This window comes from Elusimicrobium minutum Pei191, from assembly GCF_000020145.1.
Classification (GTDB): domain Bacteria; phylum Elusimicrobiota; class Elusimicrobia; order Elusimicrobiales; family Elusimicrobiaceae; genus Elusimicrobium; species Elusimicrobium minutum.
The window spans coordinates 584,898-606,690 of sequence record NC_010644.1 but is presented as its reverse complement, the minus strand read 5'-3'; the positions used below and the strand labels follow the sequence as shown (position 1 = coordinate 606,690).

Annotated in this window: 20 protein-coding genes and 1 tRNA gene; 4 read left to right on the top strand and 17 right to left on the bottom strand. The window is 40.9% G+C overall.

Annotated features, from left to right (window positions below; genetic code table 11):
* Nucleotides 1-33: 33 nt before the first annotated feature.
* Together EMIN_RS02865 and waaF are read left to right on the top strand one after the other, a co-directional pair.
* Entirely contained in the window at nt 34-1,305 is a 1,272-nt protein-coding gene (locus tag EMIN_RS02865) for a 3-deoxy-D-manno-octulosonic acid transferase (protein WP_012414723.1), read from the top strand.
* A complete protein-coding gene (waaF, locus tag EMIN_RS02860; protein WP_012414722.1) occupies nt 1,295-2,845 on the top strand; it encodes a lipopolysaccharide heptosyltransferase II in 1,551 nt (516 codons plus the stop codon). Before EMIN_RS02865 ends, waaF begins: the two co-directional genes overlap by 11 nt.
* Before the next feature lie 99 nt (nt 2,846-2,944).
* Here the strand turns inward: waaF and trpB are convergent, their stop codons facing one another.
* Both trpB and EMIN_RS02850 read right to left on the bottom strand, forming a co-directional pair.
* Entirely contained in the window at nt 2,945-4,183 is a 1,239-nt protein-coding gene (gene trpB / locus EMIN_RS02855) for a tryptophan synthase subunit beta (RefSeq protein ID WP_012414721.1), read from the bottom strand.
* A complete protein-coding gene (locus EMIN_RS02850; protein WP_012414720.1) occupies nt 4,128-4,478 on the bottom strand; it encodes a Trp family transcriptional regulator in 351 nt (116 codons plus the stop codon). Before EMIN_RS02850 ends, trpB begins: the two co-directional genes overlap by 56 nt.
* Before the next feature lie 88 nt (nt 4,479-4,566).
* Between EMIN_RS02850 and EMIN_RS02845 the strand changes: the two genes are divergently transcribed.
* A complete protein-coding gene (locus EMIN_RS02845) occupies nt 4,567-5,334 on the top strand; it encodes a class I SAM-dependent methyltransferase (RefSeq protein WP_012414719.1) in 768 nt (255 codons plus the stop codon).
* A gap of 86 nt (nt 5,335-5,420) precedes the next feature.
* Here the strand turns inward: EMIN_RS02845 and EMIN_RS09400 are convergent, their stop codons facing one another.
* From EMIN_RS09400 to EMIN_RS08850, 12 genes are all read right to left on the bottom strand, one after another.
* Nucleotides 5,421-5,930 (bottom strand): pilin, encoded by a 510-nt coding sequence (locus tag EMIN_RS09400; protein ID WP_012414718.1) that lies wholly within the window; start codon nt 5,928-5,930, stop codon nt 5,421-5,423.
* Nucleotides 5,931-6,332: 402 nt separating this feature from the next.
* On the bottom strand, nt 6,333-7,541 hold the full coding sequence (locus tag EMIN_RS02835) for a hypothetical protein (RefSeq protein WP_012414717.1): 1,209 nt from the start codon (nt 7,539-7,541) through the stop codon (nt 6,333-6,335).
* A gap of 126 nt (nt 7,542-7,667) precedes the next feature.
* Complete coding sequence (locus tag EMIN_RS02830) at nt 7,668-8,867, bottom strand: S1 RNA-binding domain-containing protein (RefSeq protein WP_012414716.1); 1,200 nt, start codon at nt 8,865-8,867, stop codon at nt 7,668-7,670.
* Between the two features lie 49 nt (nt 8,868-8,916).
* A complete protein-coding gene (locus EMIN_RS02825; protein WP_012414715.1) occupies nt 8,917-9,504 on the bottom strand; it encodes a lysophospholipid acyltransferase family protein in 588 nt (195 codons plus the stop codon).
* Between the two features lie 14 nt (nt 9,505-9,518).
* On the bottom strand, nt 9,519-10,208 hold the full coding sequence (cmk, locus tag EMIN_RS02820) for a (d)CMP kinase (RefSeq protein ID WP_041691244.1): 690 nt from the start codon (nt 10,206-10,208) through the stop codon (nt 9,519-9,521).
* Complete coding sequence (locus tag EMIN_RS02815) at nt 10,208-11,296, bottom strand: type IV pilus twitching motility protein PilT (protein WP_012414713.1); 1,089 nt, start codon at nt 11,294-11,296, stop codon at nt 10,208-10,210. The genes cmk and EMIN_RS02815 overlap by 1 nt, the downstream gene beginning before the upstream one ends.
* A 111-nt stretch (nt 11,297-11,407) precedes the next feature.
* Nucleotides 11,408-12,553, bottom strand: a complete 1,146-nt coding sequence (ftsZ, locus tag EMIN_RS02810) for a cell division protein FtsZ (protein ID WP_012414712.1) — start codon at nt 12,551-12,553, stop codon at nt 11,408-11,410.
* A 20-nt stretch (nt 12,554-12,573) separates the two neighbouring features.
* A complete protein-coding gene (gene ftsA, locus EMIN_RS02805; protein ID WP_012414711.1) occupies nt 12,574-13,824 on the bottom strand; it encodes a cell division protein FtsA in 1,251 nt (416 codons plus the stop codon).
* 15 nt (nt 13,825-13,839) lie between these two features.
* On the bottom strand, nt 13,840-14,688 hold the full coding sequence (locus EMIN_RS02800; RefSeq protein WP_012414710.1) for a cell division protein FtsQ/DivIB: 849 nt from the start codon (nt 14,686-14,688) through the stop codon (nt 13,840-13,842).
* Between the two features lie 2 nt (nt 14,689-14,690).
* Entirely contained in the window at nt 14,691-15,860 is a 1,170-nt protein-coding gene (locus tag EMIN_RS02795; protein WP_012414709.1) for a tetratricopeptide repeat protein, read from the bottom strand.
* 2 nt (nt 15,861-15,862) lie between these two features.
* Complete coding sequence (locus EMIN_RS02790) at nt 15,863-16,564, bottom strand: hypothetical protein (RefSeq protein WP_012414708.1); 702 nt, start codon at nt 16,562-16,564, stop codon at nt 15,863-15,865.
* A gap of 5 nt (nt 16,565-16,569) precedes the next feature.
* A complete protein-coding gene (locus EMIN_RS08850) occupies nt 16,570-16,719 on the bottom strand; it encodes a hypothetical protein (RefSeq protein WP_012414707.1) in 150 nt (49 codons plus the stop codon).
* A 92-nt stretch (nt 16,720-16,811) separates the two neighbouring features.
* Here EMIN_RS08850 and EMIN_RS02785 point away from each other — a divergent pair.
* Nucleotides 16,812-16,884, top strand: a tRNA-Thr gene (locus tag EMIN_RS02785).
* Between the two features lie 62 nt (nt 16,885-16,946).
* On the opposite strand, the gene EMIN_RS08140 is transcribed toward EMIN_RS02785, so the two are convergent.
* The 3 genes from EMIN_RS08140 to EMIN_RS02770 all read right to left on the bottom strand — a co-directional run bounded on the left by EMIN_RS08140 (nt 16,947) and on the right by EMIN_RS02770 (nt 21,676).
* Nucleotides 16,947-18,548 (bottom strand): type IV pilin protein, encoded by a 1,602-nt coding sequence (locus EMIN_RS08140; RefSeq protein ID WP_012414706.1) that lies wholly within the window; start codon nt 18,546-18,548, stop codon nt 16,947-16,949.
* A 407-nt stretch (nt 18,549-18,955) separates the two neighbouring features.
* Entirely contained in the window at nt 18,956-20,860 is a 1,905-nt protein-coding gene (locus tag EMIN_RS09395) for a type IV pilin protein (protein ID WP_012414705.1), read from the bottom strand.
* Between the two features lie 138 nt (nt 20,861-20,998).
* Nucleotides 20,999-21,676 carry a hypothetical protein gene (locus EMIN_RS02770; protein ID WP_012414704.1) on the bottom strand — a complete coding sequence of 226 codons (678 nt, stop codon included), beginning with the start codon at nt 21,674-21,676 and terminating at the stop codon, nt 20,999-21,001.
* Between the last annotated feature and the right edge of the window lie 117 nt (nt 21,677-21,793).

Sequence of the window (21,793 nt, the reverse complement as noted above, 5' to 3'; positions counted from 1 at the left end):
CATAGATATATATTTAAATTATATAATTAATACATGGGCTACTTTTTGCTGTTTATTATAAATTGTCTTTCCCCTATAGGCGCGCTTGCCGTGCTTATATTTTTTTTCCTATCTCCCAGAAGAAAACTCCTAAAAAAATTAAAAGAAGAATTGCGGGAACGTTTTGTATTATACCCGTATACTGAACTTTTAACTAACCCTATCTGGATACATTGCGCCAGCGTAGGCGAAGTAAATTCCATGGCGGGCCTTATACCCCAGCTTAAAGATCTGTACCAAAAACCCGTTTTAGTAACAACAAACACCTGGGCGGGCAGAACAGCCGCTTTTAAAAACCCTCATGTGGATAACGCGCTTTTACTTCCTTTTGATTTTTATCCTTTTACCCGTAAATTCGTACGTTTGGTTAAACCGCACCGCATGTTTATTGTGGAGGGCGAAACCTGGCCCAACAATATTATGGCCTGCATAAATAACGGCGTACCCGTTTGCATAATAAACGGACGTATGTCTGAAAGAAGCGCAAAAAAATACCGTCTGCTTTATTCTCTTTTCAGTTTAATTTTTAAAAATGTTTCCTTTGCCGCTTTGCAGAGCGAGGAAATTAAACAAAGGTATCTTTCCTTAGGCCTTAGAGCGGAAACCGCCTTCGTGCCAGGCAACGTTAAGTATGATAGCCTTAAAACCAATCCCCCCCGTACAGAAGAAGTTAAAGATTTATTTAAAAAGCTCGGCTGGGAAGGCAAAACCGTTTTAGTCTGCGGCAGCACGCATATTGAGGAAGAATCTATGCTTATGGCCTGCGCCAAACAACTTTATAAAGAAAACATACGCATAGTTATAGCCCCCAGACATTTGGAAAGGAAATCGGCCATCATCCAGGACCTTAATAGAAACAAAGTAAGCTCTACCATTTCAAGCCATCCTTTAAATATTAAAGATCCGGAAATTTTGTTTGCAGACTCAATGGGTTGGCTTACTTCGTTTTATAACGCGGGAGATATAGCTTTTGTAGGCGGCACAATAGCCAAAAAAGGCGGACACAATTTACTTGAACCCGCTATTTTAGCCAAGCCCGTGATATTCGGCCCTTATGTTTATAATACGCCCGACACGGCGGAAGAACTTATTAAAAATAACGGCGGTATAAGCGTTAACAAAAACAATTTTGCAGAAGTGATTACCGGTTTATCTAAGGATAAGCAGAAAATTAGCGGAATGTCAGCAGCAGCCAAGAAAACCGCAGTCTCTTTCCAAGGTGCGACCGGAAAAATAATGGAGTTAATAAAAAAGTATGAACAATGAAAATTCGGAAAAGTCCCCTAAGATTTTAGTTATAAGACTTTCTTCTTTAGGCGATATAGTTCTTTCCTCCCCGGTATACAAAAACCTTAAAGCAAAATGGCCAAACTGCCATATAACATTGCTTGTAAAAAAACAATTTGCCGACGTGCTTTCCTGCCATCCGGATATAGATGAAATCCTTACCTTAAAGAGAACAAATTTAGAAACGGTGCATGAAATTAAAAGCAGGAACTTTACCCACTTACTTGACCTGCACTCCAATTCTAGAAGCATAATAATAACAGCTTTATCCGGCATACCCAACAAAGTTAAATACAACAAAAGCTCCGTGGCAAGGCGAATGTTTGTTAAATACCGCCGCCAAAGCCCCGAACTTGAAAAGCATACTTTGGAAAAATATCTTGACGCTTTAACCTCTTGGGACGTACCCATAATTTATAAAGAACCCCAGCTGGGCGATTGGTGTTACAACACTTCAGACGGCGCTGCGGATAAAAAGAAAATAAGAAAAATAGGCATATTCCAAACTTCCTTTATAGGTGACAGCGTTTTAACAACGCCGCTTGTATCCAAAACGGCAAAAATGTTTCCTGACGCAAAAATAGTTGTTATCACACGCCCGGAAACCGAATCAATTTTTAAACACATGCCGGAAGTTTCCCAAATTATTTTAAATGAAAAGAAGGGGCTTAAAAAAATAACAGGTATTTTTAAAACAGCCAAAGAAATTAAACAAAGCGGCATTGATATACTTTTGGTTCCGCACAGAAGTTTCAGAAGCGCCTTAATAGCCTGGTTAAGCAAAGTTCCTATAAGAATAGGGTTTTCCTCAAGCGAAGGTTGGTTTTTATATACCAAAACCGTGCCTTTCTCATGGATGATTCACGACGCGGAACGCAACTTAAACCTGCTTCACGGCATTGTTAAGGAAAATTTTCAGGCCGAGGAACTTAACCTTAAATCGGTTCCTACTCCCGCTGAAAATATAGCAAGACTTATGAAGGAATACCACCTTGAAGGCAAAACCCTTATAGGTATTCACCCCGGTTCAGCCTGGGCCACAAAATGCTGGCCCGAGGAAAAGTTTACCGAGCTTATAAGCAAACTGCAAAACGAGCTTAGCGTGACCTGCGTTTTAGTAGGCGGCGCGAAAGACAGCGAACTGGGCGAAAGGATACGCCGCGTATCTAAAGGCACAACAGCTAATTTAGCCGGTAAAACCAGTTTAACAGACCTCATGTCTTTAATGCCTAACTTTAAACTTTTTATTACAAACGATTCAGGTCCAATGCATATAGCAACGGCTTACAGCGTTCCCACGCTTGCCATATTCGGCCCCACAACAAAAGAATTGGGCTTTTTCCCTTATGGTAAAGGACACAGAGTTATTGAGGTAAAGGACCTTAAATGCCGCCCGTGCGCTTTACACGGGGGTAAAAGATGCCCTGCCGGCCATTTCAAATGCATGAATGACATAAGCGTTGATGAAGTATTTAAAAACGCAAAAGAAATGCTGCAAGAGCATAAGGTGATAGCTTAAACAAATAAAAAACGCCCCGTTCATATGAACGGGGCGTTTTTTATTTGTTTTATTTTTATATTTTTCACTTATTTTACTTGTCTGAGCCGGAGGTATTGATTATATATCAACGCCGTATTTTTTGCCGTAAAGAGATAATACATAATCCAAATCCTTTTCCCCCCTGCCGGAAAGATTAACAAGAATTGATTTGTCTTTGCCTAATTCTTTGGAAAGTTTTAAAGCGTAAGCAACGGCGTGCGCGCTTTCCAAAGCGGGTATAATGCCTTCCTTTCTTGAAAGCATAAAAAACGCGTCAACAGCCTCATCATCACAAGCGGACCGGTAAGTAACCCGGCCCGAGTCTTTTAAATAACAATGCTGCGGCCCGACACCCAGGTAATCAAGTCCGCTTGCTACGCTGTGCGTACCCATGGGGTTACCTTTATCATCTTGCATAAAATAGCATTTAAAACCGTGCACTACGCCAACCCTGCCTTTGGCAAGCGGCGCCGCGTGAAGGCCTGTTTCCAAACCTTTACCCGCGGGCTCTACGCCTGTAAGTTTTACGGTTTTATCAGCAAAAAACCCACTGAAAATACCCATTGAGTTAGACCCCCCCCCTACACACGCCACAACATTATCGGGCAGCCTTCCTTCCTGCTCTAAAAACTGCTCTCTGGCTTCTTTACCGACAATGCTTTGGAAAGACGCCACCATTAAAGGAAAAGGGTGCGGCCCCACAACGGAGCCTATAGCGTACATTTGTGTTTCGGGATCTTTTAAATAGTCATCAAAAGCGGCGTCGACAGCTTCTTTTAATCCTTTAGCGCCTGAGCCTACGCAAACAACTTTAGCTCCCAAGGTTTTTATTTTAAGCACATTGGGATATTCTTTTTTAACATCCTGCTCGCCCATATAAATTACACACTCAATACCTAATAAGGCCGCCGCCGTTGCAATGGCTATGCCATGCTGCCCGGCGCCCGTTTCAGCTATAACTCTTTTTTTACCCATTTTTTTGGCTAGCAATACCTCTCCTATGCAATGGTTTATTTTATGCGCGCCCGTGTGGTTAAGATCTTCCCTTTTTAAATATATTTTAGCGCCGCCGCAAGAAATATTAGCCGCGTAATATAAAGGAGAAGGCCGCCCCACATAGTTTTTATAGTAATAAAAAAGTTCGTCTTGAAATTCTTTGGTAAAAGCTGTGTTGTTAAAGCAGTCCGCTATTTCGGCAAGCGGGACGATAAGTTCTTTAGGCACAAACACGCCGCCGTAAATGCCGTAAAAACCGTGTTCGTTAGGAATTAATGTGTTGGGTTTTGATATCTGTTTTTTTGGGTTTAACATTGTCATAAAAGCCTCTCTCTTCTAATAATTGTTTTGTTATTGAATTTTTTTTGTTTAATATTTTGGCGCCACGCGTTATCTTGCATAAACTTATACCAAGATGGTTTGCTATACTCCTCTGACTATGGCCGGCAGAGAGCATTTCCACGAGTCGCCAACGAAGAGAGATTTTTTTAATTTCCGCGGGAGTAAATATTTCTTCTAAAAACAATCGCGCGCGTTCCCCGTCCTTAATGGTAAGAACGGAATTAGCGAAAGACTTTACGCTCTGGCGTTGCATCTTAGAAGTAAATTTTGACATATATAACCCCTTGGTGTTTCTACATATAGAAACAATAGCATTTTTCTTTTTGTTTTGTCAAAGGTTATTTTTTGTAGAATAATTTTATATGATTGATAATCAAAAAATAAAAGATAATTTAGCCAAATCACTTACAGCTCAAACCGAAGAACTTAATATGTTTCTTCCCTATCTGCTTCAGGATATTTGGGAACTGGGCAGCCCGTGCGCGGATATCGCGCAGCTTTTAAAAGACCGCCTGCCCGGCGAAGCTAAAATACTTGACCTTGCCTGCGGAAAAGGCGCCGCCGCCGTAAAAATTGCAAAAGAACTGGGCTTAAACGTCAAAGGCATAGATATTATGCCGCAGTTTATTGATTACGCCAAAAAGAAAGCGGTTGAGAACAACGTTGGGGATTTGTGCGCTTTTGAAGTCAATGACATTAACACTTCCGTAAACACACACAAAGGGTACAACTGCGTTATACTTGACTGGGCGGGCGGCGTTTTAGGTAACCCCGTGCAATCCGTTCCAAAGCTTAAACAAACAATAGTAACGGGCGGGCTTATAATTATAGGCGACGCTTACCTAAACCCTTCGTCCGATTTAAACGATATTAAATTTAAAAATGATTATATATCACTTTCCTCATGGAAAACATTATTTACGCTTGAAGGGCTTAAACCGGTTGAAACAAAAACCGATATTAAATTTGCAGACAATTTTGCCCTTATTAAAACGCGAGCGGCCGAGATTTTGGTAAAACACCCTCAAAAAAAGGAATTGCTTGACTCTTACATACAAAACATTCAAAACAAACAAGCCGATTTAGAACAAAATATTACTGGCGTTTTATTCCTGTTACAAAAAACTTAAAATATTTTACGCTAAAAATACATAACAAATAACACCCATATCTTACGATAGGGGTGTTATTATAAGTTGCTGATGAAAAATGCTTATCAGTCGCATCTGTAAGTTATCCAGCCGCTGGTTCCGGCGCTTTTTGTAAAACCTAAACTTTCTATCACTTTCATACCGTCGGGATGACTTGTGTTGCCGCGCACATAGCAACTGCCGTCTTTTGTGCTTAAAATAATATCCCAAAAGAATTTGCCTGCGTAAGGAATACGGACAAGAAAAATTTCCCCTGAAGCATGATTATAAGCTATACCCCATTCGTTATTTATAGGAGTAGGAGTTTGATTGCTTGTTGAAACATTAGCTCTGGTGATAGGAGTGCCGCTGGCGTTATTAATAGTAATATTTAGTTGATCAATATCACACTGTACGCCGCCTGTTTCCATAAGACAAACTCTAACAGCTTGCTTTAAAGAAGACATTATAGGAAGTATTCGGCTCGCTTTCGCTTTTTCCACACTTCTCGTATATTGGGGTAAAGCTATTGCCGCAAGTATCCCTATAATTAAAACCACTACTAACAACTCTATTAAAGTAAACCCTTTTTTCATTATTTCACCTTTTATCAACTGATTTAAAATAATTATACTATTTATTGTAAATAATTTATATTGCAATAATTAGGATTATCATATTATCTCATAGGCATACACTTTAAAAGATTATTTGAGTTTTTCCCAATACTGGTATTAGGTATTGATATACCACAAAACATTGCGTATTAAAGTTTGCAGGTTATGTTAAACATTTTACATAAACATTAACGTTATTTGAAAACGGCTACATTAAAACTTTAGCATAAACCGTATTTTGCCGCGCTGACAATATTGCAGATATAGGTAAACGGATGTTTTACTGAAGGTTGTTATTTTAATAAAGCCAAATACCCAAACGATGACTATAAAAAGCCCGTTTCTGAGAAACGGGCTTTAGTTTTAAAACTTAAGCTAAAATTAGAATCTTATCAGCATGCCGCCTTGCGCTTTATAAACATTATCTATTGAATGTTCATGGAAGCCGCCTACAGCTACATGAAGTTCAACGTTAGGGTTCATATTGTATTTCGCCATAGCATTCGCTTCATAGGAGGTTGAGTCTTTAATATTTCTGTCATTAAAAGCAAAACCGTCTATCGAGAATACAAATTTATCTAAAGCCGCGAATTTCATGTCAACGCCTAAGTTGCCTACAAAAATATCTTCAAAAAATAAATCCTGTGGCATTGTAGTAGTGCTTTCAATTTCCTGGCCTACAATAATACCAGGTCTGTAGTTACCGTATGATCTGAAGTTTTCAGCACGAACGATTGTGCCTCTGGGCGTAAACGCGCCGAGATCAACGGAAGCATCAATTTTAAGTAAGCTGCCTTTATCATGATCAAAAGCATCTTCCCCGCCTACGTTTCTGGCGTATTCCGCTGATAAGGTGAATATATCAGCGTTAAATGTGCCTTTCGCGCCGTAAATGCCTAAATATTTTTCAGTAGTACCACTGCTAAAGCTAGAGCTATCGTCATTTCTGAAATTATAAAAGTAACCTTGGGCTTTAAAGTTATCATTTACGTTTGCTTTCACATCTAAACCGAGAATGGTAGCGTCCAAATTCGCAGCAGTATCTAATTCATTAACTTTAGAATAGATAAAGCCCCATGACACCATTTCACCCGCGTAGGAGATTACAGCCGCGTCAACTGACTTAGCCTGCCTGTAATCCAACTGTCTTGTATTGTAGTGATTAGGACCCAAATATATTATGGCGCTGTCTTCATCACCATAAAACTGGCGGCCTACCTTGGCTTCCAAACAGTCAAAAAGGTTGCTTAAAACGACATTTGCTTCAATAAGGTCAACTTCGTTAAGATAATCCTGAAACGGGCGGCCTGTATGGTATGTACTCATAAAACCATTGCCCGTGTTTTGGCCCCACATATTGTAGTATGCCATTGTTAAGTTAGCTTTAACATCTTCAGCCAGGTCAAAATTAAGACCATAGAGAACTCTGAGTGTAATATTGCTGTATGAACCGCCGGGGCCCATAAATTCTCTGTTAACGGAATCGCCGATGACTTGTATCTCACCGGTTGATTTTAAGTTTTTAAGTATATCTGCTTTAGCAGGTACTACTAAAGCAAGGACCAGAAGTAATCCAAGTAATTTCTTCATTACTGTCTCCTTTAAGTTAAGTTTAACATTACATTTTTATTGTAGAATTTTTTTAAGAATAAAAAACAATTTTTTATAAAAAAAAGCCGCGGTGTAAACCGCGGCTTTTAAAATTAAATAATTATCTTATTTATTTTCAGATTCTTCCAACGAGTCTTGCAAAAGCTGTCCCAAAGTGGGTCTGGGGGCTTGCTTCATATACTGGGCAACAAATTTTTTGTTTTGAACCTGGTCATACTTTTTAACTGATAAGTTGACGCTGCAGTCATCCGGATTAATGCCGATAACCATAACGTTAATAACGTCGTCAACATTACCATCAAAATCTCTGCCCATTTCAAATTGGCTTATAAAACCTTTTGTATTATTTTTACCTAAAGAAACTTCAACGCCTTCTTCGGTAATAGCAACAATTTTGCCTTTTGTTGTGCTTTTATAAGGGAATTTCCTTCTTAAAGCGTCAGCCGGGTTTAAGAAAAGCTGTTTTAAGCCAAATTCAAGTTTACCTGTTTCTTTATCAATTTTAAGTAATTTAGCTTTAAGTCTTTGCCCTCTTCTAAAAGAAGTAATCGCTTTTTCAGTGTCTTGCCAGGCTACGTTATCTAAAGTAACAACGCCTTCAATGCCGTGGAAGCGTAAATAAAGTTTGTCTTTATCGGCTTTGGCGACAACAACTCTTAAAACTTCACCCTCTTTTACCTGGGCTAAAACGCCGTCTCTTCTTACGGCTTCATCTTCTTCCAAAACCTGTTTGCGTGAAACTATAAGTTTGTTTTTTTCTTTGGAAAATTCAACCACAACGCATTTTACCTTGGCGCCTGCGGGAAGATAATGCTTGTAGGCCGTATGAAGTTCTGAAAGAGATAAAGGCATAAAACCGCTAACGCCGAAAACGTCAACAATATAACCGCCCTTTACGCAAGACACTATTGTACCGCGCACTCTTTCTTTATTATCAAAAGCTTTTTTGGCTATTTCCCAACCCAAATATTCCTGGGCTTTTTTGAAAGATAAAACAGCGTGTCTTTCATCAGAACCTTTTTTAACTAATACCGCGGAAACCTTTTCCCCCGCTTCAGGAACGGCTTTTCCCTCAAAATCAGATAAAGGAATGTATCCTTCCTTCTTGTCGCCCGTGTCAACGAGCACGCTATCCTTACCAACCTGCACTACGGTAACTTGCACTATTTCCCTTTTATTAAGTTTGTTTACTAATTCTTCCTGCTCGGCAAAAAGCTGGTCCATCGTCATTTCCTGCTCGGGCGCCGCCTCAACTTGAATTGCTTCTTGCTTTGAATCAATTTTATTTTCTTCTGCGTTGGTCATAAATAGCTTATTACAGTAAGGCCTAAAGCCATACTGCGTAATCCTCCGATTATTTAACTTTTTCAATTTCCGACATTATTTTATCTGCAAACTGCTGGTATTGAACTTTAAGATCAACACCTTCCACTTCTTCAAATTTGATTGTGTGTGAATATACCACACGTAAATTTCTTACCCAGGGAAAACCAAACGTATTAAAAACCCTGCATATTAAAACTGGCGAATTTGTTTTATGAGCCACAAAACTTACGCCCGCTTTCGGTTTTAAAGGCTTACCGGTTTTTGATCTGGTGCCTTCGGGAAAAATGACTACGCTTTCTTCTTTCTTAAGCGAGGACATAATAGCCTTAAAAGCGCCCATGTCTTTGCCGGCCTGACGGTCTACCGGAATAAACCCGTATGACTTAAACAACCTGCCCAATAAAGGTAAACTCATAAGCTGTTTTTTTATAACGTACCTCGAATCCCTTACCAACCCGGCGAAACCGCCTAAAAGCGGCGGATCTACATTAGAGCGGTGATTGCTTACTATTATAAGCCGGCCTGTTTTGGGAATATTTTCCAAACCTTCGACTTTCGCGTTATAAAAAATTATCAAGAACCATCTGAAAGTAAATTTTATCAAATTAAGAAGCATCTTTGTTACATTCCTTAAAAATTATTTTTTATTTTTTCTTTTATTACGGATAAAATATGCTCGACAACCTGCTCAAGCGCCATAGAAGAAGTGTCAATAATAAAAGCGTCCTCGGCGGGTTTTAAAGGAGCTACCGTGCGGGTGCTATCTCGCAAATCACGTGCTCGTATACATTCTAAAATAGTTTCATAATCAGCTTTTTCGCCGCGTTGGATTAATTGGTTAAAACGCCTTTTAGCCCTTTCTTCAGGAGTAGCGTCAATGTAAAATTTTATTTCCGCGTCGGGAAACACAACGGTGCCGATATCACGCCCTTCCATTATAATACCGCCGCCGCGCCCTATTTCACGCATTTTATCCGTTAATACCGCGCGGGCAGAAGGAATTGCTGATGTTTTACTTGCCGCTTCGCCAACTTTTTCCGAGTGAAGTTTGTTGCCCAAATATTCCCCGTCTACAAACATTTTTAGAGAGGCGTCTGTGCCGCGTTCAAAGGTAAATTTTATATTTTTTGCAATTTCGGTTACTTTTTGGACGTCGTCCACAGCTATCTTTTTTTCAATGGTTTTATAACCCAAAGCGCGGTACATTTCACCGGTGCTTAAAAAATCGTAGCCCAGCTCTTTGGCGGCAAGCATTCCTACCGAGCTTTTGCCCGTACCCGCAGTACCGTCCATAGCTATGAGCAATCCTTTAGCCCGCATTATTCAAGCCCCTTTCTGTCTTCGCCTATACCTTTAAGAGCAAGCATAATTGTGTCCGGACTGGTGGAATAGGCAATTATTTCCTCAAGCCCCGCTTTGCCGGCTCTGTAAAGTTCTACTAAAGACTGGTCAAATGTCTGCATGCCGTAATATTCACCCATACCGATATGCCTGGAGACCTCGTCAATTTTACCGTCGGTAATAAGTTTTTTAATTTGAGGAGTGTCTACCATAACTTCAACAGCGGGTATCATGCCGCCTTTTAAATCAGGCAGTAAACGCTGCGAAACTATGCCCTTAATTAATTCGGCAAGCTGCACTTTTACCTGCGCCTGCTGCTCAAAAGGAAAAGACTGTATAAGCCTGTTTAAGGTTTGAACTGCGTCAACCGTATGTACGGTTGTAAAAACTAAGTGGCCCGTTTCAGCCGCGGCAATAGCAGCGCGCACAACGTCGGAGTCTCTTAACTCGCCTATCATAATAACGTCGGGATCTTGGCGCATTGACGCCCTTAAAGCCGCCATATAAGAATGCGTATCTAAACCCAAGGCCAACTGGCTGACAATACATTTTTCTTCAGTGTGAACAAATTCTATAGGGTCTTCAATAGTTAGAATGTGGCCTCTTCTTGCGCGGTTAATATAACCAAGCATTGCTGCCAAGGTGCTGCTTTTGCCTGACCCTGTCATACCTGTAACAAGAACTAAACCTCTTCTGTTTTCGGTAATTTTTTCAAGCACGTCGCCGGGCAGGTTAAGATCTGCAAATGTGGGTATTTTAAGGGGAATATGTCTTATAGAAATACAAACTTTGCCGCTTTGGCGGTATACGTTAAAACGGAAACGCCCGTTTTCTTTAGCGTCTAAGGAAAAGTCAACGGTGCCGTTTTCCTCAAAAATCTTTTTTTCCCTGTCGCTCATGCAAGCGTAAGCTATTTTACGGACTTCGTCGTTAGATAAAAAGCTGTCTTCAATTTGCTTTATTTGCCTGTTTAAACGCACGAAGGAAAAGGAATTTCCCCTCAAATGTAAACCGCTGGCTTTGTTATCAACAACCGTTTTAAGTAAACTGGTTAACCCTACCGCCATAAAAACACCTCGCTCTTAATTGGAAATATACAATAATTACGCTGCTATTTTGCGTCTTTCCCGCCGTATTAAAATCAAATACAGCCCGCCGCTTTTAAACGCGGAGGACAATTATAAATTATTTTTTTTTCTTCTTAAATACGCGGGAATTAAAATATTATCTTCAGACTCTTCATCAACCGCGTTAAACAAAATATTTTTTGGATTTTGTTTGCCTTCTGATTTAGTATCTTGCGGCCTGAACGCCGGTTTACGGGACGCCAGATGCCCCTTCTCTTTAGAAAAGCCTGTCGCTATCACGGTAACTTTTATTGTGTTATCAAGGCTTTTATCGTAAGTATGCCCGAACATTACTATTGAATCTTTACTGCCGTATTGCTTAACAAGATTCATAACTTCGCCTTGTTCTAAAAGGGTAAGGCCTTCACCGGCTAAAAAATGGACTATAAAACCTTTTGCTCCGGTTATATCGGCATTTTCTAAAAGCGGTGAAGAAATTGCCTGCCTTACCGCCGTTAAATGCCTGCCGTGGCCGCTGCCTTCGCCAATACCTATCAAAGCACGTCCGCTGCCCGCCATAACTTTTTTTACATCGTTAAAATCGATATTTACTTCACCCGGTTTTGTAATAACTTCCGAAATACCTTTTACGGCCTGAAGCAAAACGTCGTCTACTCTTTTATACGCCTCTTTTGAAGAGGTCTGCGCATCTATTGTTTCAAAAAGCCTGTCGTTAGGGATAATAATCATTGAGTCTACGGCGTCTTGCAGTTCTTTTATGCCTTCGTCGGCTTGCTTCTCACGCACAAAACCTTCAAAGCTAAAAGGCCTTGTAACAACACCTATAACTAAAATATCATTACCGTATGTTTCTTTAGCCAGCCTGGCTAGAGTAGGCGCCACGCCGGTGCCTGTGCCGCCGCCCATGCCCGCTGTGATAAAAAGCAAATCGGTATCGGCGATAATATGCTTAAGTTTTTCCGCGCTTTCTTTAGCGGCTTCTTTACCTCTTTTAGGGTCGCCGCCAACACCCAAACCGCCGGTGGTACGCTCGCCCACCTGCACGAGATACGGGGCTTTATTGCGTTTTAAATCCTGCGCGTCGGTATTAATAGCAACGAAATCCACGTCTTCTATGCCCGCTTCAACCATGTGGTTAATAGCGTTGCCGCCGCCGCCGCCAACGCCCACAACCTTTATTTTTGCTTTTTTGGTTTCAAAGCTTTCGGCCGAGGCAAAAATATCGTCCATTGTCATAAAAAATCCTCTAAAATCGTTTAGCTGCCAAAGATATCAACGCCTTTAAAAATCTTTCCTATTTTGCTAAAAAGCCCTGTTTTTTGTTCAAAACTGGCCCTGTTGTATTCCTCATACATACCGCGCTGGGAAGCATAAGCGACTAAAGCAAGGGCTGTACTGTATTTGGGGTCAAAAAACTGTTCGTCGCCTATAATGGCTTCCCTTGACACCATGCCTGTCCTTACTTCCCTAAGGCCCAAGGTATTAACGCAAACGTTTGTAACGCCCGGCATTAAACTGCCGCCGCCGCTTAATACGCCCACGACAGGAAAATCTTTATAGCCCGAGCGGTCAACAACTTTTTTAACTTCTTCAAAAAGCTCCTCAACACGGGGTTGTATTATGTCTAAAATAAAACTTTTTTTAACATTATGCATGGAACGCCCGTCTAAAGTAGGCACGGGTATTTCACCCTCGTCCTCTAAAAACGTGGGGAAAGCCACGCCATAACGTTCCTTAATTTCTTTAGCGCTTTGCCTGGGCGTGTGTAAAAGCCTTGCCAAATCGGAAGTAATTAAATCACAGCCGAAAGGAATGTCGCGCGAAAATCTGAGCACACCGTCAATATAAATACCGACACTCATTGTTTCGCCGCCTAAATCGATAAGCATGGAGCCTATTTCCTTTTCTTCCTGGGTAAGAACCATATCCGCTAAAGGAACAAGCCCGTAAAAAGTTCCGTCTATTCTAAAACCCGGCTTTTGTATTGATTTGACTAAATTGTTTAAATGTGTGGAAGAACCCGTGGTAACGTGAACGTCAACCTCTAATAAAGAGCCTTCCATTCCTTCCGGGTTAATAATGCCTTTTTCTTTATCGATAGCGAAACTTTGCGGTATTACGTTAATAATTTCGTTATCGTTTTTTATCGGTATGGCTTTGGCGTTTTCAATGGCAAGCTGCATGTCGTTAATAGTAATTTCTTTATCCGCGCGGGAAATATTGTAAGTGCCGTGGTTTGTAAAACTTTCCAAATGGCTGCCTCGCACGCCTAAAAATAAAGCGCCTATATCTTTGCCGCATTCTCTTTCCAAACCGGTAAGCAAAGAAACCGCGGCGGCGGAAGTTTCGCGTATATCTAAAACAACGCCGGCCCTTAATCCTTTACAGGAAATGGAATTTGCCGCCTCAACCCTTAATGTATTTGTTTCAAAATCCTGTACGGCAGCCACGCAAGTCATTTTACCGCTGCCGACGTCAAGCCCTGCTATAATATTTGTCTTAGACATAGTTACCTGCCAAAATTAATTTTTTTGCGGGACCAAATATGCTTTCCCGCCGGAATAATATTCTAAATTTACTGTAAAAGGCCCTTTAACTTTACCATTGCCATAATCAAGTATTTTAGAAGATATTTTTGCTTTTTCAGCCAGGTTATCAGCCTTGCCGAAATCAATAATATTACCGCCTTCTAAAAGAACCTTCGCGCTCCGCGCTTCTTTATCAATATAAAGAGTTTTAAAATCTATATCTTTCTTAACGGCGTTTATGCCGTCTACTAATTGTACAAATTCTTTGCTTACTTTTGAAAGGTCTTCTCCTTCGTTTATATCGGGTATAACAACCACGGGCAAAGAAGCGGCTGACTGCGCCTCAAAAACGGGGTAAACCATACCGTCGGAAGCTATTACTTTCAAAACAGCCCACGGGCCTGATAAAACAGCAACACCCTTTCTTTGTTTAGCTGAAATCCTTAATTTGCCGGTAAACAAACCTCTTTTTACCTTTATGTCTTTAACGTCAACAAATAAATTAGAAAGCCTTTTTTCCAGTTTACGGCAGTCGTCGGTACTGACTTTATCGCCCGCCTTAAAAGAAACCGCGTCGGTAAATAAAGCGGCATGTGCCGCGTCCAGACCGGAAACCTCAAGCGTTTTATAATGCCAGTTTGAATAGCCTTCCACCTGAAAATTTATTATTTTAGCTTTGACGCGAGGCGCCGCCTTATACACGGTGTAACACACAGATCCTGCCAGCAAAAATAAAACGACAAGTATTATTACCGGACGGATAATATTAGGACGATTTGTCCTTTTGCGTTTAACCTCGGGAGGCTGTGTTTTTTTATAATATACAAGATTTTTATTTCTCATTTTCAATTATAAATAATAGCCCTGAATTCAGAGGTATTATTGAGATTCTTAAACATCCAGCCTTTTTTATGTTCGTCGTAAAGGCTTTCAAAGTCTTTAAACCCGCGTTTTACGGCTTTATCTAAATTATCAAGCGCGTTCTTTTTGTCTTTTTTATTAAGCCAATAGCCGCCGGCAATATTAACATAAGGCAAAAACATCTGCGGTTCTAACTTAATGGCTGTTTCCAAATCTGCTCTGGCTAAAGCATATTCTTTTAGTTTTAAATATACAAATCCCCTGTTATTATAAGCTACGGCCCATTTGGGGTTAAGTTCAATAGTCTTACCGTAATCCTCCGCGGCGGCTTTCAGATTGCCAAGCTCTTCATAAACAAGGCCGCGCCTGTTGTAATAAGAATAATCAGGCAGCAGTTCAATAAGTTTTGTAAAATCTTCCACCGCGGATTCGAAATCCCCAATATCTTTAAAAACCGTACCGCGGAGTCTGTAGGCCGGAGCGTAGTTTTCGTTACGGTTTACGGCTTTACTGAAAAGAGAAATCGCTTCGTCATAATTTCCCCTGGCGTACTCAACCCTTCCTAAATAAAAGTAGCCTTCATGGTTTTTCGGTTCTAAGGCTATAAATGTTTCAAATTGTTTGTGGGCCTTGTCATAATTATAATTCCCCAAATAAGAACGCCCTAACTCAAGGTAAAAGCTGTTGGGCTTTTTTCTTTTGGAAGAGTATTTTTCAAAATCCTTTACCGCCAAATCAAAATTATCGCGCTTTAAATACACCTGGCCCCGCTTCAGATAAAAATCTAAAAAATCAGGCTTAAGGGAAATCGCTTTTGTAAGGTCGTCAATAGCAGGCAGATATTTTTTCTGATCTATATACAAAACAGCTCTGCTGTAATATTTAAAAGGGTCTTTCGGCGCAAATTTTATGGCCTTGGTATAGTCTGCCGTGGCGCGGCTTATTTTATTCATTTCTTTATAAACGTCGCCACGGTAATGGTAAGCGTCCGCATAGTTGTTTTTAAGTAAAACAGCGCGGTCAAAATACTTAAGTTTTTCCGTATTATCTTTAGCTTTTCGGCCCTGGTTAAACGCGGTAACGGCCGCCTTCTGGGCAAAAAGCGCCTGTGAAGAAAGCAAAACAACAATTAAAACCAGTAACCACTTTTTCATAATTATAACCAAACCATAAAAGCTATTTGTGCCGCTAATAGTATTAAACCCAATATATAGCCCAAAGTCAAAAGAATTGTCATTATCAATTTTAAATTAAAAAATATAACGCCCGCAAGAGCCGCTTTACCGCCAAAAACAGTGCTTAAAGATATCTCCACGCCGGAAGCGTTTTTTACTTTACCAAAAAGCACTATTCTTGCCGCGTAAACAACAAAAGAAAGAATAAATACCGCAAACGCCTTAGCCAATGAGCTTTTTCTGTTTTCTTTATAAGCTGCGGAAACTTCCTTTATACTTGCGTTTAAAATTATTTTAGCCTGCGTCTTAGGAAGTCCTTCTTCCATAGAGTTTACACGCTTTTCTGCGGAAGATTTAACTTCGTCCGCGAATTCATTTACAAAATCCTCTATAACGCCGGCTAATGTTTTTAGTGTGTGCACTCCGGCAATAAGCAAACTGTAAATAAATAAAAACGGCCCAAAAAACAAAAACAGAAAAGCAAATATAAAAAAGTGAGGAATGGCGTTAACCCCGCCTGAGTTTGAAACAATATAAAAAGTAATAAAAAAAATGCCTGCGGCACCTATAGTGTAGGGTAAAATCACAGAAGCCAAATGGCTTGCGAAAACGGGAACTACGTTAAACAGTTTGTTTGGGGTATTTGAATTGCCCGCCCCGTTTTTAACTTGTAATTCTGCCATACGCGTTAATGCTTACAATGCGAGCCGCAAACATGCGCGTGCGGGCAGGAAAAGCCTTCTTCAGTATTATTCTTTTTAGGAATATCGGAAGAAATTTTTATAACTTTACCTGTTTTGGCGTCATATTTATAGGTGCCTGTTTTATTATTTTCCATGGTATTATTATAACATTTTAGACGTAAATTTTAAGAGATAATATACCAATATTTAAACAAAATTGCTATAATTATTTATCTGATTGTTTTTTGCCGAGATAGCTCAGCTGGTAGAGCAACCGCTTCGTAAGCGGTAGGTCGTGGGTTCGACTCCCATTCTCGGCTTTCTTTTTATAAAAATCCCCCGCTTATTACGGGGGATTTTTCATTACACATAAAAATACTTTTTATTTCCTTACACACCTTAGCATAGTACCCGAACCTTCCGCATTATCGCAATGCATACCGTTGGAACATTTATATGTGCCGCACCTGTCCCCGTAAGACTTGGTTTTAATACATTTAAAGGAACATGTCGCGCCTTTGCAGTTATTATCGCAAGCCTGTTGGTCGGAAATACTGTTATTACAGTCTGACGGCGTACCGTGCGCTATTCCGCCTTCCCACCAATTACCGCCATTATAGTATGAATAATGAGCGGTGCATCCGCCGCCTGCGGCTACGTACGGCAATTTCCCCCCCTCAAAGTATCTGGGGGCCCCAGTCCTGTAACATTGTGTTTTCTTTTTATCTACAAAGCTGTAATTGTTATGACAGTCAACCAGTATACCCACTTTAATAACCTCGGGTTTATAAAGATATATACATGTTTTACCGTCTTTAGACACCTGTGCGTTAAGACAGCATATACCGTTTGTTAAATATTGGCCAGAAGGACATGATTTTGTTTTACAGCACGCTCCGTCCTCAGAATATCCGCTTGAGGTTCTTTCCTGACCGGAGGGGCATGTTGCGGGACACGCTGTTTTACATACTCCGTTAACAAGCGTCTGACCAGTGGTACATGTTTTTGTTTGGCAACAAACGCCGTCTTCAGAATACCCGCTTGAGGTTCTTTCCTGACCGGAAGGGCATGTTGCGGGACACGCTGTTTTACATACCCCGCCTACAAGGGTTTGTCCGCTACCGCAAGATTTTGACTGACAGCACGCTCCGTCTTCACTGTATTGCATGGATGTTCTTTCCTGACCTGTGGGACATGTGGCAGGACACGCTGTTTTTGTTACGCAGCAGGCTCCATCTTCACTATATTGTACGCTTGTCCTCTGCTGGCCTGTAGGACACGTTGTAGGACAGGCTGTTTTACCCGTGCAACAAGCTCCGTCTTCATAATATTGTACGCTTGTCCTCTTCTGCCCCGTAGGACATGTTGCGGGACACGACGTTTTTGATACGCAACACGCTCCGTCTTCGCTATATTGTGCACTTGTTCTCTGCTGCCCTGCGGGACATGTTGTCGGACACGACGTTTTTGCTTCACAGCAAGGCCCGTCCTCCGAAAAAAAGTACCCCGTTTTTTTATATCCCGTTGCGCATGTTGTAAGGCACGCTGTCTTCTCACACCCTTTTAAAACGCTGTCTACAACTTTACAATCCCTTCCCAAACAACATAACGCACTGTCTTGATACCCCTTTGTCTGAACTATCGAATAATCCATATCCTTCCTTTTGGCATATGCCTGCGGATATGGGTTATTTGAAAGCGTATAAGTAAACAGGCTTGTGTCTAATGTGTTTGTTGTGGAATTTTTACCCGCTATTACTTCCCCCAAATCGCTAAACTTTACAGTATAGCCTTTGGCCGTCCCCGTGCCAAGTAAATCCCTGGCTTCTTGTTTATTCCTTATCTCTGTAAGGATGTCAAAAGCTTCGGCAGCTCTTGAGCGTTCTAACGACTTTCTGTACTGCGGCAAAGCTGCCGCAGCTAAAATAGCTATTACTAAAACTACTACAGCTATTTCTATTAAGGTGAATCCTCGTTTCTTCATTTTTTACCTTTCCGTTTTAAAAATAAGGCTATATTTTGCTTTATGCAAATATGCTAGAAAGGTTGCCGTAAAAAAATAATTTCTACTTAGTATTGGTATTAAAGCGTGAGATATTTAGAAGCGAAAAAAGCAAAATATACTCCTTGCTTTGAAGTTTATATCTTCTTTTTAATAATGTCAATACTATAAGACGCAAGGAAACTCCCCAAGCTCACGCCCGGGATTTCTTTTGTTTCAAAGCTTCGCTTTTCGATTTCACTTAACAACAAACAATAACGCCTCCGCCTTGTACTGCAGAGACGTTGTGAAATCAAGAAAATATCTTTTTCCCGGCTTACGCATGGCGTGAGGTGTTCATAAAAAACACCGCCCGCTCATTAAAAGCAGGCGGTGTTTTAAAAAATAAACTAGTTAACTGAAATCACAGTAACTGTACAATTTGTAACACCCGTGTCTCCTGAAGGCGTGTAAGCAGAAAATTCCAAAATTCCGTACTTAGCTCCCTGGGGTATTACAATATCCTGATATGCTGAGCCTGAATAACCGGAGCCTGTTTGGTAATCAACTCTGGTTGAAACAACATGACTTGAAGTAGCTGTTCCATTGTTTGCCATAGTGGCTCCTATCCAAATGTCACCGGGTCCGCCAGTTAAACCGGCTCCCGGAACAGGTTGGCAATTATATGCCACTACCTGAGGCTTACAGCAGGCGCCGTCTTCAGTATAATTAACCAAACTTCTTGCATAACCTGTCGGACAGGCTGACGGGCAATTGGTTTTACAAACAGTTCCGACAAGCGTTTGCCCTGTGGGACATGTTTTTGCTTTGCAGCACGCTCCGTCTTCACTGTATTGCGCGGATGTCCTTTCCTGGCCCGTGGGACATGTGGCGGGACACGCTGTTTTACATACTCCACCAACAAGGGTTTGTCCTGTGGGACATGTTTTTGTTTGGCAGCACGCTCCGTCTTCACTGTATTGCATGGATGTTCTTTCCTGGCCCGTAGGACATGTCGCAGGACACGCTGTTTTGCATACTCCCCCAACAAGGGTTTGTCCTGTGGGACATGCTTTTGTTTGGCAGCACGCTCCGTCTTCACTGTATTGCACGCTTGTTCTTTCCTGGCCCGTGGGACATGTGGCGGGACACGCTGTTTTAGCCACGCAGCACGCTCCGTCTTCAGAATACTGGGAACTTGTTCTCTTTTGGCCTGTGGGACACGTAGAAGGGCACGCCGTTTTACACACTCCACCAACAAGTATTTGCCCGCTGCCGCAAGGTATTGGGTTATCTTCGCAAACCGCCTCACTGCCGTACATAACTCCGTTATAACAAGTTAAATATGTTCCTTTATCAACGGGATAATACCCCACCCCGCAGCAAATACCTTTACAAAGTGTATCAGACCAAAAACCGTTTGAAGAGTTTAAGTAAAGACTTTTATTATCATCAGCACATTTTACAGCTGTGCAACACGCTCCGTCTTCACTGTATTGCACGCTTGTTCTTTCTTCTCCGGCAGGACATGATGCGGGACAAGCCGTTTTAGCCGTGCAACATGCTCCGTCTTCACTGTATTGTACGCTTGTCCTCTTTTGACCTGTAGGACATGTTGCGGGACACGACGTTTTTGATACGCAGCATGCTCCGTCTTCACTATATTGTACGCTTGTCCTCTGCTGGCCTGTAGGACATGTTGTCGGGCATGATGTTTTGGCTACGCAGCACGCTCCATCTTCCGTATACTGCACGCTGCTTCTTTTTTGTCCCGTAGGACATGTTGTCGGGCACGACGTTTTGGCTTCACAGCAAGGCCCGTCTTCTGAAAAAAAGTACCCTGTTCTTTTATATCCAGCCGCGCATGTTGTAGGACACGCTGTCTTCTCACACCCTTTTAAAACATTATCTACCATATCGCAGTCTTTACCTATACAACACAATGCGCTGTCTTGGTAGCCTTTGGTTTGAACTATTGAATAATCTAAATCTTTTCTTTTGGCGTACGCCTGAGGGTAGGGGTTGTCTGAAAGAACATATGAAAAAAGTTTTGTGTCTAACGTGTTTGTTGTGGAGGTTTTGCCCGCTATTACTTCCCCCAAATCGCTAAACTTTATAGTATAGCCTTTGGCGGTGCCGGTGCCAAGCAAGTCTCTTGCTTCTTGTTTGTTCCTTATCTCTGTAAGGATGTCAAAAGCTTCGGCAGCTCTTGAGCGTTCTAACGACTTTCTGTACTGCGGCAAAGCTATAGCCGCTAAAATAGCTATTACTAAAACTACCACAGCTATTTCTATTAAGGTGAACCCTTTTTTCATCTCTTTTATTCCTTTACACATAATATAAAAAAACTAATTTATACGATATAATTTATGACTTCTAGTGTCAATAATGATTGTAATAATAAAAAGGGGCCCCGGCTTTTCGCCGGGAGCCGGAACTGAATAGAAATTATTTTAATCTATAGTTACAAAATTGTCCGTGTCCGCGCCGGTATAAGCCGTAACCATTGCAGTTAATGACGGTTTAATAGAGTAAAAGAAATCAGCTTTTACTTCCCCTCTTGTAACATTTGAAATACCAAGGTGTTCGCAAGGTTTCTGACCGACGTGTTTAACAGAAGGAGAGCTGACTGTAATAACAGCCTTATCATAGTTTTCTAAAACAGGCTGCCAAGATTCGTCTTCCACCTCAGGTTCTGGAAATTTTGTATATTTTTTAGCGTTATAATATTCAACTTTAAGGTCAAAAGAACAGTTTCCGCCTACTAAATCTTCCATCACTTTTGTTTCAATTGCCTGTTCGGCAACTACAAAAGTTTTCTTAGTGTCAAGGTTTTTAAGCATTTCTTTATCAAATATTTTGTTGTAAACCGCCGCTTGTCCGATATTATCAAAATCTCTTTTTGTTTTTTCGGCTTCCTTTTTATAATCTTTAACTAAAGTAACTTTTTTTACGTTAAGCGCGTAATTTGCCGCATTCGCACCGATTTTAGCGGCAATTAACGCCGCCTTTTTTGTACCTTTGGACTCTTTAATGAGTTTATCAATATCATTTGAAGCAAAAGGCTCTTGCGCCAAAACCGCCGGCGCCGTTAAAGCAATAAACATTATGGCTATAATTATTTTTTTCATATTATTAAATCTCCGTTACTTATATTTTATTGAAATATATTTTAAAGAACCAGGGTCTAAAGTCCTACTCGGCATATAGGTCTTAAATAGGACTTTTCTAAATAACCATTAAATAAA